At 41.3% G+C, this 16,593-nt stretch carries 12 protein-coding genes; 1 reads left to right on the top strand and 11 read right to left on the bottom strand.

Features of this window, described 5'->3' with window-relative positions; genetic code table 11:
• Positions 1-10 precede the first annotated feature (10 nt).
• From tssC (R7E47_RS14375) to tagH, 11 genes are read right to left on the bottom strand one after another with little or no spacing between them, the layout of a single operon-like run.
• Positions 11-1,522: a type VI secretion system contractile sheath large subunit gene (gene tssC / locus R7E47_RS14375; RefSeq protein WP_318084474.1), complete on the bottom strand. Its 1,512-nt coding sequence runs from the start codon at positions 1,520-1,522 to the stop codon at positions 11-13.
• 52 nt (positions 1,523-1,574) lie between these two features.
• On the bottom strand, positions 1,575-3,068 hold the full coding sequence (gene tssC / locus R7E47_RS14370; protein ID WP_318084472.1) for a type VI secretion system contractile sheath large subunit: 1,494 nt from the start codon (positions 3,066-3,068) through the stop codon (positions 1,575-1,577).
• Positions 3,068-3,598: a type VI secretion system contractile sheath small subunit gene (gene tssB / locus R7E47_RS14365; RefSeq protein WP_005375949.1), complete on the bottom strand. Its 531-nt coding sequence runs from the start codon at positions 3,596-3,598 to the stop codon at positions 3,068-3,070. Before tssB ends, tssC (R7E47_RS14370) begins: the two co-directional genes overlap by 1 nt.
• 15 nt (positions 3,599-3,613) lie before the next feature.
• Positions 3,614-4,729, bottom strand: coding sequence for a type VI secretion system protein TssA (gene tssA / locus R7E47_RS14360; RefSeq protein WP_017635624.1), 1,116 nt, complete (start codon positions 4,727-4,729; stop codon positions 3,614-3,616).
• Positions 4,722-5,516, bottom strand: coding sequence for a PP2C family protein-serine/threonine phosphatase (locus R7E47_RS14355; RefSeq protein WP_005375947.1), 795 nt, complete (start codon positions 5,514-5,516; stop codon positions 4,722-4,724). Before R7E47_RS14355 ends, tssA begins: the two co-directional genes overlap by 8 nt.
• A gap of 9 nt (positions 5,517-5,525) precedes the next feature.
• Positions 5,526-6,221: a type VI secretion system-associated protein TagF gene (gene tagF, locus R7E47_RS14350; RefSeq protein ID WP_005387528.1), complete on the bottom strand. Its 696-nt coding sequence runs from the start codon at positions 6,219-6,221 to the stop codon at positions 5,526-5,528.
• Positions 6,203-9,721: a type VI secretion system membrane subunit TssM gene (tssM, locus tag R7E47_RS14345; RefSeq protein WP_318084470.1), complete on the bottom strand. Its 3,519-nt coding sequence runs from the start codon at positions 9,719-9,721 to the stop codon at positions 6,203-6,205. The genes tagF and tssM overlap by 19 nt, the downstream gene beginning before the upstream one ends.
• Positions 9,722-9,737: 16 nt before the next feature.
• Positions 9,738-11,030 (bottom strand): type VI secretion system protein TssL, long form, encoded by a 1,293-nt coding sequence (gene tssL, locus R7E47_RS14340; RefSeq protein ID WP_033907010.1) that lies wholly within the window; start codon positions 11,028-11,030, stop codon positions 9,738-9,740.
• A gap of 11 nt (positions 11,031-11,041) precedes the next feature.
• A complete protein-coding gene (gene tssK / locus R7E47_RS14335; protein WP_318084468.1) occupies positions 11,042-12,367 on the bottom strand; it encodes a type VI secretion system baseplate subunit TssK in 1,326 nt (441 codons plus the stop codon).
• A 21-nt stretch (positions 12,368-12,388) separates the two neighbouring features.
• Positions 12,389-12,844 (bottom strand): type VI secretion system lipoprotein TssJ, encoded by a 456-nt coding sequence (gene tssJ / locus R7E47_RS14330; protein WP_318084466.1) that lies wholly within the window; start codon positions 12,842-12,844, stop codon positions 12,389-12,391.
• Positions 12,845-12,855: 11 nt separating this feature from the next.
• Positions 12,856-14,049 carry a type VI secretion system-associated FHA domain protein TagH gene (gene tagH / locus R7E47_RS14325; protein WP_318084464.1) on the bottom strand — a complete coding sequence of 398 codons (1,194 nt, stop codon included), beginning with the start codon at positions 14,047-14,049 and terminating at the stop codon, positions 12,856-12,858.
• A gap of 312 nt (positions 14,050-14,361) precedes the next feature.
• Between tagH and R7E47_RS14320 the strand changes: the two genes are divergently transcribed.
• On the top strand, positions 14,362-16,512 hold the full coding sequence (locus tag R7E47_RS14320) for a serine/threonine-protein kinase (RefSeq protein ID WP_318084462.1): 2,151 nt from the start codon (positions 14,362-14,364) through the stop codon (positions 16,510-16,512).
• Positions 16,513-16,593 lie beyond the last annotated feature (81 nt).

Raw genomic sequence — 16,593 nt, 5'->3', positions numbered from 1 at the left:
TGTTATTTCCTTACACCATGTGCTCTGGTGATAATTCGGTAATTAATTTAATGCTAGATACCATTTGATCGAGTTGAAAATGCGGTCGCAAATGGATAACTGAGTAATAATGTCCAGGAGTTTCTCTTTTCTCTCGAACTGTAATTTTTGCTTCATTTAGGGGGTATTTAGCCCGAAGCTCATCAGACGCTTCATCTGATGCGGTAGTGTACTGATGTAACCAGCGTTGAAAGTCACGCTCTAGGCTTTCCGCGTCTTGATACCCACCAATTTTGTCACGCCCCATAACCTTGAGATAATGTGCGACTCGCGATACACACAATGTGTATTGCAACATCGATGTCAGTTTTGCATTCGTTGAAATATGCTTTTCTGCGTATTGTTTGGGCTTGTAGAGAGATACATTCGAGGTCATCCCTACCATATCGGTCTCAGGTATTGGAGAAATAGAAATAAAACCGCACTCAGACAATTCTTGTTCTTTTCTCTCAGAGATTTTCAAGTTTAACGGACATCTTTCACGATCATTCTTGCCATTAACACGCATCTTGCTCCTTGTAGGAGCGACGATAATACCCTGACTGTAATCGCCTTGTTTAATCCCTCGCATATGCGTGAACCAACCATGTTCCTGAAATGCTCTAATTGATACAGCAGCAAAACAGTACGCACTACTCCCCCATAGCAAATCTCGGTTGGAGTCGCAGACGTGTTCTTGAAAATTGAATTTATCATTCCGCGAGCCATCACTTTTGTATGGCTGACGGAACAAGACGTTAGGTGCAGTCAAACCAATAAATTTAGCGTCATCGTTATCTCTCAAACTACGCCACTTTGCATAATCTTCCTGTTCAAATTGGGCTGCTATATCTCTTATCGCAGAGAGTTGAGCGAAACTATCAACACCAAACATCTCTGGCGATGCAGACATGATAAATGGGCTGAATGCTGCAGCTGCAGACTGAGAGATCTTACTTAACACAGACAGATCTCTATCAAAATAATTTTTACTAGGATCACAGCGAAGCTGATAATCTCCAACCACCACACCAAAGGGTTCTCCCCCTGCCATGCCATATTCATTTTGATAGAGCAACTTAAATAGTGCTGATTGGTCAAACTCGATGGCTTTTAAAGCATCTTTACTGATTTCATTCCATGTCGCCGTTAAAACCTTAACTTTTACAGAATCCGATGAATGAGAATCAACCTGTTCACATAAATACCTAACTCCAACCCACCCCCTTTCGAGCTGTTGAAACTCAGGATGATGTAATATTTCATTTAGTTGAGATTCTAATAGCTTATCAATGCGGTTAATTGTGTTCATCACACTATGACGAAAGCTGTCCAAATCTCTTGAACGTGTACCTTCTAGCCAAATTCGCGCTGACGCTACAAGATCAGAAGATTCATTGAATCGAGTCAACCACGGGCTATCAAGTTCAGCATAGCCTCCGGTACTAAACTCATGTTTTAGCTTGCTAGGGTCGCGAAAGTTAAGTGACACTGCTAATTCCATCTAGAACATAAAGATTGGTCATGGCTGGCCTTTCGACCAGCCAATTCATTTCTTATCCACCTGACTGAGGGATCTTGGCCACAAGTCGCAAAGATGTCGTCAGTTCTTCCATTTGCAACCAAGGTTTCAGCCATGCTACGGCATTGTAAGAACCAGGTGCGCCAGGAATTTCCTTAACCTGAACACGAGCGTCTGCTAGAGGGTATTTCGCTCTGATCTCTTGACCACCGCCTTCAGAAGCATTGACGTAACCTAGGATCCAGCGGTTCAGCCAAGACTCAACGTCTTCTGCTTCCATAAAGCTACCAATTTTATCTCGAGCCATTACTTTCAAATAATGCGCAAAACGAGATGTTGCCATCATATAAGGTAGGCGGGCAGAAATGGCCGCATTGGCCGTTGCTTCAAGGGATTCATGGTTCGCTGGTTTTTGACAGGTTTGCGCACCAAAGAACACTGCATAGTTGGTGTTTTTGTAGTGACAAAGCGGTAAGAAACCAAGCTTACCAAGCTCCGCCTCACGTCTGTCGGTAATACCAATCTCTGTTGGGCACTTCATATCAGGGTCGCCATCATCACTCATGAAGAAATGCGTTGGCAAGTTATCCACTCGACCGCCGCCTTCTGCACCACGGATGGCAGTACAAAATCCATATTTTGAAAATGCGTCAGTTAACTTAACACCAAGAACATACGAAGAGTTCATCCAACAGTAGTCGTTATGTTCAGCGTTAACAGCAATACCTGAAACAGGATCTACTTCGAACTCTTCAAACCCAAACTCTTCGACTGGAGCGGTAGCTTGTCCGTATGGCAAACGAGCAAGGACTTTTGGCATCGTCAGACTAACGAAGCGCGAATCGGCACTCTCGCGGAACGAACGCCATTGGGCGTATTCTAGTGATTCAAATACCTTATCTAGGTCGCGTGGTTTTGACAGCTCAGTCCACTCATCAAAGCCGAATAGTGCTGGTGAAGCCGCGGACAAGAATGGAGAGAAGCCAGAAGCCGCTACATTTGACATTAGGCGTAACGACTCAATATCTTCTGGGTGGTTGGTAAACTCATAGTCTCCAATCAATGCACCATACGGTTCACCACCAGCACTACCAAACTCAGCCTCGTAAACCTTTTTAAAGATCTGGCTTTGATCAAACTCAACAGCTTTGCTCAAGTCTTTATGTAGCTCTTTCTTGGTCATGCTCATCATGCGAACTTTCAGAGTAGAGCTGGTCTCTGAATTCATCACTAGATAATTTAAGCCGCGCCAAGAACCTTCGAGTTTCTGTAATTCTGGGTGATGCATTACTTCAGACAACTGATCAGAAATCTGCCTATCGAGCAAATTAATCGCTTCACGAAAAGTTACTGTTAGGTTTTTGTTCCAAGTAACTGTCCCTTTCATTGCTTCTTCAGCGAGCGTTTTTATCAGCTCCTCAGCACGAGAAGCTTCGGTCTGCTTAGTCGCACCAATAGCTTGATCTAAGAATGAAGTTGTCTGTTCATTAACAGTTGGATCTAACTGTTTTTCAGCTTCAGTCGTCATTATTCCGCTCCTTCAGTACTGTCTGACTTCGCTTTCTTGCCAAGATCTAACTCGCCTGCAAGTCTTGCCAGGTTGTCTGTATTGTTCAAAACATCCTCTAGGATATTTTCAAGCTCTTCTGAGCGGTCAACTTTTGTCATCAAATCACGCAGTTTATTACGCGTTTCCATCAATTGGCGTAGTGGATCAACTTGATTTACGATCGCAGCAGGCTCAAAGTCTTGCATTGATTTAAAGTTTAAATCGACCTCAAACTGTGAATCGTCATTCGCAAGCTTATTCGCAACTTTAAACTTCACCGATGGATTCATTTTTTTGAGTACATCGTCAAAGTTATCTCGATCGATCTGAATAAAACGGCGGTCTTTTAATGGCTTCAACGCTTCTGTGTTTTGACCAGCGAAGTCACCCATTACACCTACAACAAAAGGCAGTTCTTTCTTAAGAGTCGTACCTTCAGTTTCAACATCATAGGTAATGTGGACACGAGGCTTCCGTACTCGTGATAGTTTCGAGTGGATACTCGTCATACCATTCTCCCTTTATTAATTTTCATTTTGTTCTGCTATGCCAACCAAACGGAAGTAGCTTTTCTTTGCATCCCCGTCGGAGATAAGTTCCGCCAGTAACTCCGGCAGAGGCATCCCACACCAACGAATAATCTGTTCGATGGAGTAAGAAACTGGTGAGTGAGGTTCACTCTCTCGGAAGAAATCAGCTACTTGCTGCAATTGTCTAATTGCCTGCTCTCGTGATTTCATGTTTGTCGCTAATAATGCATCACAACTTTGTGCACTTAACGGTTGTTCAGAAGAAGATTCATCAAGATCCTCTAGCTCTTCAATCACTGCTTGTGGTTGATTAAAACGGTCTCCAAGAAGGTGCTTTAATGCCGAGTGTATTGATTCAAGTCTTTTTGATATATAAGAGCTAGGAGTCACATCACCGACCGCTTCATCTAATCGCTGACTGAATTCATTAAATGATTCCGTAGCGAACTCCAAATCCGTGATTAATTCTCGATAAAACGTATCAGAAGTCGACTTAACCGTAGTTGTAATTTCAGATAGCTCAACAGCCCCAAGCTCGACTCGATTTCGGCGCTTATCTTCGTCTAAGCGCTCAAGCTCTATAGCTTGCTGATATTCCCAATAGGCATAAGCTTGCTCCACGCCTAAGTCAGTCAATGGTATACAAGCAATTGGAAAAATAAGTGTTCCTTCACTATCGATACCATTGAGGCCAATAATCGCCGATATTCTTGTCTCAATACCATCTTCATCAGGCATTGGGTACAGATCATCCCAAAAGTTCTCAATTAAACTGGTTGCGAGTTTGTAGCCAACGCCCATACCACGAAAACCATACAATCGAGTTAGGGCTTCTATAAGCCAGGCAACAAATTCCAAATCTTTAGACTGATTCGTGAGTATTTCTGGGACATCTTCAATAAATACTCGCCATAAATTACTGTGGGTATAGATACTTTCTTCTTCTATAAGAGCATTACGTTCAGCGTTGCGGGCGGCCATACGCTGATCTTTCAACCGATAGTAAGCAGACTGTGGTGATACATCCTCTCTAGGATCAACACCTGTAGGATTTTCTTGAGATATAGGAGCCAACGCTTGTTCATACCAATCAAACATTTCATTACTCATAAGCTCTCCCTCTTAGAAAGACAGGTATCGTCGCGTCTTCTCTAGTTACTGTTTCACACTCCGTTTGCGCTTGGCGAACTTTGATCAAAGCACAAGTTACGTTATCACTTGCGCCCCGAACCAAAGCCGAATGCATGAGCGCTAATCCAGCTTGGTTGACTGAGTCTGCATACAATGTCCGATGAATTTCATCACTCGTAAGTTCCTTAGAGAGTCCATCGCTACAGAGTAGAAACTGATCGCCGTCAGCCAACTGCCCTGAAACTTGATCAATAGTGACACTTTCGTCGACCCCAACAGCTCTGGTAATAACATTTGCAAGAGGGTGAGATTCGGCATCTTCAAATGCCAATAAGCCCTGATCCACTAAGTCCATGACTTGACTATGATCACGTGTTTTTTGGACAAAATTACCACTTCTAAGCTGGTAAATTCGGCTATCCCCCACCCAAAGGCAGTGGTAGTACCCATCCTGAATAAACAACAAAACAAGTGTTGTTCCCATCGTTTTACCGTCTAAGTGATTTTGTGCGTATTGGTAAATTTCTAAGTTCGCTTCTTGAACCACTCTTCGGATATCATCGATATTAGTATTGGAGACATCCTGCATGTGGCGCGCGACTCTATCCACTAGCATCTGGCTTGCTATATCGCCAGCACTGTGTCCACCCATTCCATCGGCAACCACCCAAATATGCTGCTCTGTCATATCCAACAGAGCATCCTCGTTATAAGGGCGTACTTTTCCTGCGTGCGATTTAGCAAAGGTAAAATAGTTCCAATTCATTCTTCTATCCTACCAATTCCACTTTTTCCAGCCGCCATCAAGCATGGCTGAAAACTGACCAATTGAAGGAAATCCACTAGTAATGAACATGCATGGTTCAACCTTCGTTGAACCTTCAGTCCACCAAAAACATGGTTTACTCAATTTTTCTTTAATGAGGTAATTCAAAAGCGTATTTTGATCAGTATTGCCGTGATCATGAAAAACTGTAGATATTTGGCTTTGATAAAGAAACTCTAGAGGCCTCACTTCACTTGTTACATTCGCAACGAGGTCATTTTTTTCTTGAGTACTCTTATGCCAAACATCAAAGACAAAGTCGTCCTCAAGTACTGAAAGAGCAAGAGCGGCACTGTCCTCGGTCCAAGCTCTGTCACCCCAATATTGCGCAGCTTCACCTTTTACGGCACGAGCTATAGTAAAGAAAAAGTATCTACCGCATGCATCAACACTAGGAATCATGCTACCAATGTAGGTTGAGTCTTCTAAATAGCTAATATCCAAAGCAAAGTGCCACACAGGAGCCGTTAAAAAGTGCTCATTCCAGCTTTCACCCAGTTGTTCCCTGCTGACTGCAATAACCGCCTGTTGCCAATCATGCCAACGCTCCGAGAAATCTTGTGATAAACCATCTTTCACAAAGTCCCCTTTTGCAGGCATTTTACCGATATAGCCCCAGCCTGATGTTATAAGGTTCGTGGACATCTGAACCTCTCCATTTCATTTGACCAAAACGGATTAATGGCACTAGAAGCAATAAGCTCTAGCTGTACCTTATTTCCCTTTAAATCAATCATAACTATATTGTCTTTACGCGATTCTGGCCTTGCTTTAAGTGATTGATCCAAAAGCTTGAATATGCCCCACTCACCTTCATAGGTATGCGCAATTTCGCGTTTAGATTCAGGTGGTGTGAACACAATTCGAGTCTGATCTTGACCGGCAGGCCAACTCAACGATTTAGCTCTTGCTGGTCCATGCTTATAAACCAAATCTTGTCCACCCAACTCTAAGACAAATCGAGTAATGTGCTGGTCTAGATAAACAGGCTTCATCCCAAACTCTACGCGTAATGAATTATCAGATTCAAAGAAAGACTGCCTGATACGTTGCGCTCTTTGAAAGACCATTAGTGTTTCTGGACGAACTCCAATTTCCTTTTCTAATCGCCAACGACTTTTCGAAGTATCCACAAACGGTTCGAGGTATTCTTGGAAGAATGCGTCAAGCGTACCTCCATAACCAAAGAATCGCTTAAAGTCTTTCAATCTAACTTCTCTGCTCGCGTTGGGCTCGAATGGATATCTGCCAGCAATAGTCCGCTGATAAGGGCGGACCACCTGTGTTACCCAAAGTTGATTTAGATGATCCTTCGAACCGCTCTCCGCAAACTTAACCGACTCTTGAGAAAGCTCACCTAGCCATTGATTAAATGGTCTCGGCAAAAGTTCTTTAGCACGAGCGAAGGAAGCTGCGACATCTTGTGTAACGGTTCCATCTAAAATACTTTTGTAGGCAATTTTCTGATTGTTACCAGAGCTTGATAAGTCACTTAAATACGAACGCAAGTTAACCATTGCTTGTTGAATATCATCAAAGTCTTGCTCACCAAGGCGTAAGATCTCTGAAAAATGCGATTCGACTTCTTTACCTGGCAGAGCAACATTGAAGCCGTTTTCTTCAGGTAAATACATGTCTAGTCTATCTGCCGTATTTGAAAACTTAACTTTGGCAACTTTACCAGCAACTTCAGAAGCGGCTTTTTGATTTTCTGACAATGATACTTTTGATAGAGCAACCTCTTTTTGGATTGCTCTCAACAAAGATTCGATTGGTCTTTCAACTCCAGATAAAACCCTCGCTTGCTCTGTCGCAAGTTCTAGGCTCGGAGCCTGCTTCAATTGAATATCTTCGATCAACGTTTTCCATTCATTAACATAATCTTGATAGTATCGAGACTGAACGCCTTGGATGGCACTATCTTGATCAATTTCATGAGCCTTAAGATCGTCACCATAAACCCAGTTCTCTTCCATTAGGCTTTTTACTGTACGGTTGATCTGAATCTGAAAAATGCTATGAAAACCATTGTACGTGTAGAAACCCGAAATGCCTTGTGATAGCGGTTTTCCACTAGCTCGCTCGAACTGCTCAAGCCCTTTAGGTCCCAATACATCAGTCAAGCGAAATGAAGGTACATGACTCTTAGAAAATTGTATTTTCATTCGCTGATAAGCACGTTCAGGTAGAGACATTTGAGTCAACACTTCTCGAGCACTCGTCACGGCAGCAGTGTTGTAAGTAAAGCCTTGTCCATCGTTGCCTAATAAATATTGAGTGTGCTGTAGCAAACGTCTTCTTAAGTCTGCGTTTAGCTCACCCGGATATTGACGTTCGAAATAAAAGTTAAACCAAGCCAACACTTCATCTTGTTGATATTTGTCTGGATTGAATAACATCAAATACGTTTTTAACGTTTCGTACAAATACTCACGATGCTGTTGATTGCTCTCCATTTCTGACACCAAGCTATCAAGAAGCAGAGGGGCGTAATATTGGGTCAAAGCATCAGAATATGCATTGTTTGCCGCCTGAGACACTTTGTCTCCTTGATAGAGACCAAACCTCTTTACAGAGTCGGCATCACCGTAGTCGCTTTGCTTTCCGAGAGGAAGCGTCATCAACCTATCTAATGTTTCTACAGCTGAAACAATATCCGCTTCAAAATCTAAACTTTGAGCGCCAATCATTGCATCAATATGGCTCGCTTGTTCATTGGTATCGACAATTAACTGTGAGTTCCACTTATAACTCATAAACCAAAGCGCAGAAGCTCCTAGCAGTAGCGTTGTACATCCAATGTAAACACCTCGACGCATCCAACCTGACTGCTTTTGATAGTGACGATTAACTGTTCCTAACAGTTGCTCTTTGAAAATAACCTTGTCAAAAAGATTCTTTACGAAATAACTATGAGAACCAGTCTGACTCTTTGCTAGAGCTAAACGATTTAACCCAAGTCCATTGGTTGATTCATTCATCAGCTTATCGACTGGTAAGCCTTCTTGAACCGAACTCAACATAAACACACCACGAATCAAGGCAGGCTCTTCAAAACTGTTTTGTGCAAAAATTTCAGCTAAAAACTCGTCAAGATTAGCTTGTAGCACTCTTAATTGCTTTGGAAATTCAAAGATAAGCGCGCGTTTATCTAAATCGTCCTCTGTTTCAAGTATTCTAAGCATACGGGCATCAAGGCGCTCCAACATGCCATGAAATTCTTTGTTGAATAGAGAAATAACGCCTCTTTCATCATCCACTTCACGAGGGAACATGAAACCAAATAATTCCTCTCGCTCTTCCTTACTTAAATCGGCAAAAAACTCATTGAAACCGGCAACTAAATCCATTTTGGTGAGCAATACGTAAATCGGAAACTGCATGCCTAACTGGTTTTTCAGTTCTTGAAGTCTCGACTTAATTGCTCGAGCATGAAGACTTCGCTCGGTTCGAGTCTGAGACATCACGCTGGCTAAACTTATCGTAACAATCGCACCATTAATTGGTCTTTGCGTTCTATACTTTTTCAACAATCCTAAGAAACCATGCCACGCTTTAGAGTCGACCTTTTCTTGACTGTCTTGTGTCGTATACCGGCCAGCCGTATCTATAAGAACTGCTTTATTTGCAAACCACCAATCACAGTGGCGAGTGCCACCTACACCGGCAATAGAGTCAGAGCCAAGGCTGTCTCCTAATGGAAACTCTAACCCCGACTGCTTTAATACGGTTGTTTTCCCCGTTCCAGGAGGGCCAATCAACACATACCACGGTAAGTCATACAAGCTTCTCTTGCCTTTGTGTGTTTTCGTCACTACTTTGACAGCTTGCTCAATACGCTCGCGCATTAAGTCAATTTCACTTGCCGCTTCTTTATCTGATAGGCTATCAACCTCAAGCAACGTTTGAATACTTTCGTCTTCTTTCACCTTTTGCTTATGCTGCTTGGTAACGTTAAATATCGCCCAAAGCAACACCAACACTAGAATAGTGACTAGCCGTTGAAAGTCACTCTTTAGGGGCTCATATCCCGCTATCGCAATAAGTGGACCAACAACCCAAATGAAAATAGAACAAGCAGCGACACCTATAAGACCGAGAAACCATCTTTGAGTAAATATTCTGCCAATTTCTTTAATACGCATCTCTATCTACCTATTATTAATTCGCGACAAGAAGGTCGATTTCAATCCGGCGGTTAATAGCTCGGTTTTCATCACTACTGTTTTCAACTAATGGTCTTGCATCCCCCAATCCCTCGGGTATCACTCGCCCTTCTAATGCACTATTCGAGATCAGTTGTTCAGACATAGCAGTGGCTCGAGCTAATGATAGGTGCCAGTTCGAGGGATATTTACTCGTGAAAATAGGCCTATCGTCGGTGTGACCAGTAACAATGATCTTGCCTTGGGTCGACTCCAATGTTCTCGCAAGCTTAGAAATAACGGGTTGGATGTAAGCGACAACATCAGCACTACCTGATTCAAATAGATCTTGAGACTTTAACGAAATTCTTACCCTGTCTTGCAGCGGCTCAACATTGATTAGCCCCTTACCGATCTCAGTTGCTAGATACATTGAAATCTTTTCTGCAATTGGCGCTGATTTTGATTCTGACGTTGCATCTTGGTTAAGTTGTTGCGGTTGAATCAAATTGACTAATTGAGAAAAGGTGCGATTGGATGCCTTATTTAGCTCATAGCTAAAATACATATATATGCAGACCAATAATGCCGCCGTTACAGAACATACAACCCAAAGAGGGGCTCTATCAGAAGCCTTTGAGCCATTCAAAATGTGTTGGTCGATACTATTACTTAGCTCCTGAGGGACTCCTCTCCCATAAGACTTAAGAGTAGCAATAACCTGTCTTCTCAATTTCCGGTGCGATTCCAGTCCATTTTTTTCTAAACGGTATTGACCCAGAAACCCGAGAGATAAGCACACATACATTAGTTCAAGCAAATCTAAGTTCGCATCTGGTTTCGCCATGCACTTATCAAGATGCTTAAAAAACGCTTCCCCACCTTGACTGCTAGCATAGAAGGAGCTAAGTAATGAATCGTGACTCCAGAATGAATGCCCACCCCAATTGGTGTTAAGGACAACTTCATCTAGTGAACAGCATAAACAATAACGAGCTGTATCAATGGTATCCAAATCAACGTCATGCTGACGTAATCGGTTCTCATAATCTCTAAGCTTTTGTGCCAATGTCTCTTTTAGAAACAACGGATCGGAATGAGTCGCTGTCGACCGAATTTGACCGATAATAGATAACAGGCCATTCGCCTCTGCTAGTAGAGAGTTATTCCCATAAGCGACCACTGAATCATTGTTCACCAATTCAGGGCTTTTTGAGATAACTACGGTATTATCCACAGACTTTTCTGATTGTGGTTTCGATGCGGGAGCTCTTCCACCCGGTGTTGGTTTTACTATCGTTTGTTCCATACAGAGCGCGCCTATTTATTAATACTCCAAAGCTCAAGTTCAGCATTCGGAAAATGCCCTGATAGGTGAAGCGCAATACCGCCACTATCTTTTAGCCTCATCCAAAATGGCCCTTTCTTGACAACTTCGAAATAGACATAACCCGTTTGGTAAGGAATCTGTCTCGGGACGACACTCAACGGCACTACGTTTATACCGTTGATCTGATTATTAATTAGATCGCGAATCTGTTCTGCCGGGCCAAACTTGAGCTGCGCTGGGACCAGGCGTCTTATTTCATCTGTTGTGGTATCTGCTTTAATTGCTAGCACAAATTGGCATGACTCAAGCAAGCGTTTATCTGGAAGCGGCGTCACTTGAATACCGTATTGGCGAGGCTCCAACGGAAGTTTGGTCGCAGTTTGGTCAAGAACAACACTGAGGTACTGACTGAGTATCTGATTCAACTCGCTATAAACACTTGATACATCTAAGTGATCATACGCAAGCAAACTTGGGAGTCTTTTAGTTTTACTAGAAAAAGTGGCTAACTCACCAATGTAACCTTTAAGTGTCGTCGCTAATTCCAGTGGATGTAACCTATCTAACTCACTGAAATGCTTTAACTTCGCCTCATATCGGTTCAACATTTGGAGCATGATGAAATCAACAGCAGATGCCGATGCAGATTTGCCCTTAATCAAGCGCTGCGCAATAACGTCAGCACGCATCTTTGTCATCGCGATAACGTTACGTAGATAAGCTGACATAACTTTATCGCTCAGGAGATTGATAAGCGGAGGAACGTACTCATCGTCTAGTATAACTTCCCCTTCAGGAGTTACCTCTTTGATCCTTAAGATAGGTAACTCCACATAACCCGCTAATTTGTCATTACTCGCTTTCAACTCAAGGTTGAGGGCTGCAACTTGGATGGTTTCTTCATCTTGTCCTGTAAGGTTATCTATCACGTCGATATCTTGAAGTACATAACGAGAGACGATCGATTCGCTTACATCCGAAACGTTTTTACCTGTAACACTTGAAAGAGGGAGAGTTATTTTTACTAACGTATTTTCAGTGTTTTTATCAATAAGTAGAGGCGAAACTGAATCGTTGGATATTAGCGTATTAACCAACGTCATATCCGGCAAAACAGCTTCAAGATGCTCAAGTTCAATAAGACCATCTTTTAGCGCGTGTTTTTTTACTCGACATTTGCAAACTCCCCAATTGTAAACCCCACCTAACTGATGTAAGCCTTTGAATTCTTGAGAGGTTGCGCGTTCTTGTTGTTGGAAGTGCTGGGGACGTAAAAACATTCCTTCGCACCAAGCCGTCTTGGAGTATTGCGTCATTTATAATTAGCCAACTAAACGTTATTTAACGACCAAAGACAGATCTTCTAACAATACTTGATATGTGTTGTAACCGGTCTTATCCACTTTAATGACTTGTCGCCAATTTGAGTTTTCAATATCTCGAAAAGCTACGACAATGCCTAAATATTCTGTCTTTGGAGACATACTTGCTTGATATGTTTCTTTCTGACCTGGAGTTAATGAAACTTCATATTTATTCACTAAATCAGGTCCTAAGAATTTTTCACTTTCTTCATAAATAGAAAAAAAGTCCTGGCTTTCGAAAATGGTATTTGACGTTAATTCAAATACATACACCACTACAGGAGAAGGCCTGCCGTTTGAATCAGGATTAATGTTATGACTTGCTGCTATTTCTAAATCTGAGTATGGATCAACAACTAGGTTCGCTGCTGAGCACCCAAATAAAGCCATTGAAATTAATAACAAAATATATTGGTAAAACTTTTTCATCACCCTAATTCCTAGCCTTTGTTTTTTAATGCTAATTCATAGTGCTTAGCGAAGTCTTCTAAATAGAACGGAGACTCTTTATTGATAATATCATCGGATAACTTTTCATGAATATCCTCAAACCTCTTCCAACTTTGAGCATATTTTCTAGCTGGAATAACCTTATTAATAACCGTGTCTTTCGCTAAAGCATCTGAGTATATAGAAGTAGGTTCAACAAGTGACATAACACTCGAAACCGTACCTTCAACACCTTTCATTAAGGCTTGCTCATGACTTTCGATGTCATTAAATGCTTCTTTAATGGCTGCATTTGGCTTTAAGAAGCTAGCGGTTTGACGGTTATATAAGTTATGAATCGCATCTTCTAAGTTTGCAGAAAACTTTAAAGGGTTATTTTCTGACTTACGAAATGCGGTATGACTAAGTCGATTTGTTTGTTTAAACACTGCTCTGTTATGCAGCGTTTCCATTAAACCAACTAGCATTAAAGAAAATGACTCCCCCAGTTGCTCAAACCATTCCTCTCGGTTATCGCTGGGAATCATCATTGGATCTATACCCACCCCTCTAACAAAAGCCGCAAGTTCACCCCCATTGGTATCAAAGTTAGGAGTCGATAGGTGTTCTGATTGTCGGTTAACTTTCGGTAAAGTTTCAGATACGGTGCTCTGTTTTTCGGGCTCTGGGATATCAATAAAATCATCGACTAAACCAATATCTAGCTGAAAGTCAGAAGGAACACTTTCGTTTAAGAGTTCACTAGCACTAAGGCCTAGGTCAACAAATTCTGCTTCCGATGGACTTGAGACTACTTCAGGGGGTGCGCTAGAAAGACTTTTACTTGTCTCAAGACTGAATACATCTGTACCTGTTTGAATAGAAACTGAAATTTGATAATCCCCTAAGCTAACCATATCGTCATCGCTTAGTGCTATTTCATTTCCTTGACCCACAGGAGTTACAGCATTATTTACAAAAGTACCATTAGTTGAGAGGTCTTTTATCAAGTATTTGTCACCAAACTTAATCAGTTCTCCGTGGGTTCCGGATACCACTCTTTCAGGATCTGGTAGTGTCCAATCACATTGTTCAGACCGACCAAATGTAACCTTGGCATGTTCATCACTTGATTCAAACACGAACTCACTCTCAATCTCTGGAGTAAATTTGTGAAAACTTGTTATGGTTAAAACCAACTTCATGTAAACCTCGCCAAAGACCTGCTAGATATTATTTTTAATTTTATTATTAACTGATTTCTTATTAACAGTAAGATTAATAAAAATCTTAATACTGCCATTGAAAATCATGCACGGAATAATGAATCATTTTTTTATCAAAGCAATCACGTATTGTTCAACAATTTTAATTATCCAACCAAGTTCAAATTTTTGACACTTAGACTTTCATCAATAAAAAAACGAATGTTAGTTTGGCCGAGAAATTCTAACATAATGACTTTTCATTGAGCAGAAAGGTATATATTCCCCCATCATTTATACGGAGTTCTTGTGATGGAAGACAGTAATAAAAACAATTCTATAAATAACGAAGAAAGCGGAGATAAAACTAAAATTGTAAAGACTCAAAAACGAGACAATGCAATTAAATCAACCAAACTCACTAATAATGAAACCTCCGTTAAAAATAAAAATGAAACAAATACAAAACTGTCTCAAAAAGAAAACACTCCGTTAGTTAATAAGAAAAAAAACAATAAAGATGACTCATTAAATAATAACAAAGATGTTATTAACGAAAGCTTAATAGGAACGACCGTTAAAAATCGGTATGAAATTGAGTCGGTTATTGGGCATGGTGGGCTTTGCGATGTTTACTTAGCTAAAGATAAGATTCTTGAATCTTCAGGTTCAGAAACACCCTACGTTGCGTTAAAAATATTACAGAAAGAGTTTGCTTCTCAACCAGAGACTGCACGCATGTTAATACGTGAAGCTCAACAAACTCAAAGGTTAAGCCATCCTAATATCATTAGGGTTTTTGATTTTGGTGTTGATGGCGAAATATACTTTTTAGTTATGGAGTATATTAACGGAGAAACATTAGAGAGTTTAATACAGCGTTCTAGGCCCCATGGGCTGAAGTTTAATGCAACTTTATCAATCCTAAATCAGGTACTCGATGCACTCTCATATGCTCACTCTCTTGGTGTAGTGCACGCCGACCTAAAGCCCGCTAATGTGATTTTAACGTCTGAGGGTAACGTTAAGCTGCTTGATTTTGGTGTATCTAAAACTCATCAATTAAAGCAGGATCAATATGCGGCTAAACGTAAATCCGAAAATGTTGAAACGCTTGGCTATACTCCCAACTATGCATCACTCAACCTGTTATCCGGTAAGGAACCGAACTTAAGCGACGATATGTTTGCTCTATTTTGTATTGCTTACGAGTTATTGAGTTGCAAACACCCTTACGCAAGAACTCCAGTTAATGAAGCTCTCAAAAAGAAGAGCAAGGTCTCTAAACCAACTAACATGCCTGCATCTAAGTGGCCAATATTTTCAAGCGTATTTTCAACTGGCATCATTCCGAACGAGCTGACCCCTGAGCAGTTGAAACGCAAATTGAATATGCGCTATTGGCCTATCGCTAGCGGCGCCGCAGCGAGTATATTATTAGTTAGCGGCATTGTATTTGGCTATCAGCAGCAACAAGAAACCATCGCCACTTTGGAAACCGTTATTAGCAAGCAAAATGATCAAATTGCCGGACAAGAGTGGCAGCTTGATACGCCAGCAGAAAAAAGTTTGGCACTGATTGATAGTGAAAAAAGCTTACATCCAGTCGTTAAGGCTGGCTTATTACGCTTACACAAGACCTATATTCTCAGCGAGTTTGAATCTGAAATTGATCAGGTTTTGAATTCTGATTCCAACAACTACCCGAATTATGATGAAATTGAGTCCATACTTGATAAAGCAAAAACCTACTACCCTGACTCACATAAAATAGAAGTTCTTGCCTTAGATATTCAGTCAAGCAAGCACTCCACGTTACTTTCGATAGCAAGGCAAATCAACAGTCAACTTGAAAAGTCTCGGTACAGTAAAGAAGACGGCAGTAAATCCATCTATGAGCTCAAGGATGAGTTAAATCAGATTCATCAAGGTTATCCTTTCACGCCAAGTTCGTTATCTAGTGATGTTTTCGGTCAGCACCTCACTGAAGCACTCAAAAAGAAAGACGCAGCTGCACTTGTTGCTCTTATTAAGGTTGGGAACACCTTCTTTTCAAACGTAGAAGATCATCAAGAGAACTTACAGATAAGTAATGCGATGAAAGATGCAGTGCTTGAAATGAAATTATATGAGACAGCGCTAGATTCCAACAGCCCTCTACCGTTTCCAGAAGATGCCGCTAGAATCCTGTTCCAAGAAGAGTTTGAAAACTTTTATTCTCGCCTAGAAAAGGCAAGGACGACAACTCATCTCGATAACTTGGTGAAGGATGTGGATCTGTTCTCGAAAAACTTTCCTATTGGTTTTCAGGATGTTAACGATTTAAGATTCAAAACTGCTGATAAATACTTACGCTTCTCCGATATATTGCTTAATAAGCGAAGGACTTCAAGCGCAAGACGCGCTATGAAGAAAGCCAACGAGCTTATGAAGCAAATAGAACAGGACTCTAAGCAAAGCTAGTAATGTAAATTACCACCTTCTAAAGAAGGTGGCTTTGTGTGAGCCCCCTAAAAGGGGGCCTTTGTTTAGTCCAGCGCCAAT

Origin of the sequence: Vibrio sp. Vb1026 (genome assembly GCF_033338745.1) — a bacterium.
In the GTDB taxonomy this organism is placed as follows: domain Bacteria; phylum Pseudomonadota; class Gammaproteobacteria; order Enterobacterales; family Vibrionaceae; genus Vibrio; species Vibrio alginolyticus.
Note: the sequence above shows the minus strand (reverse complement) of the source record. Positions and strands in the feature narration are given on the sequence as shown.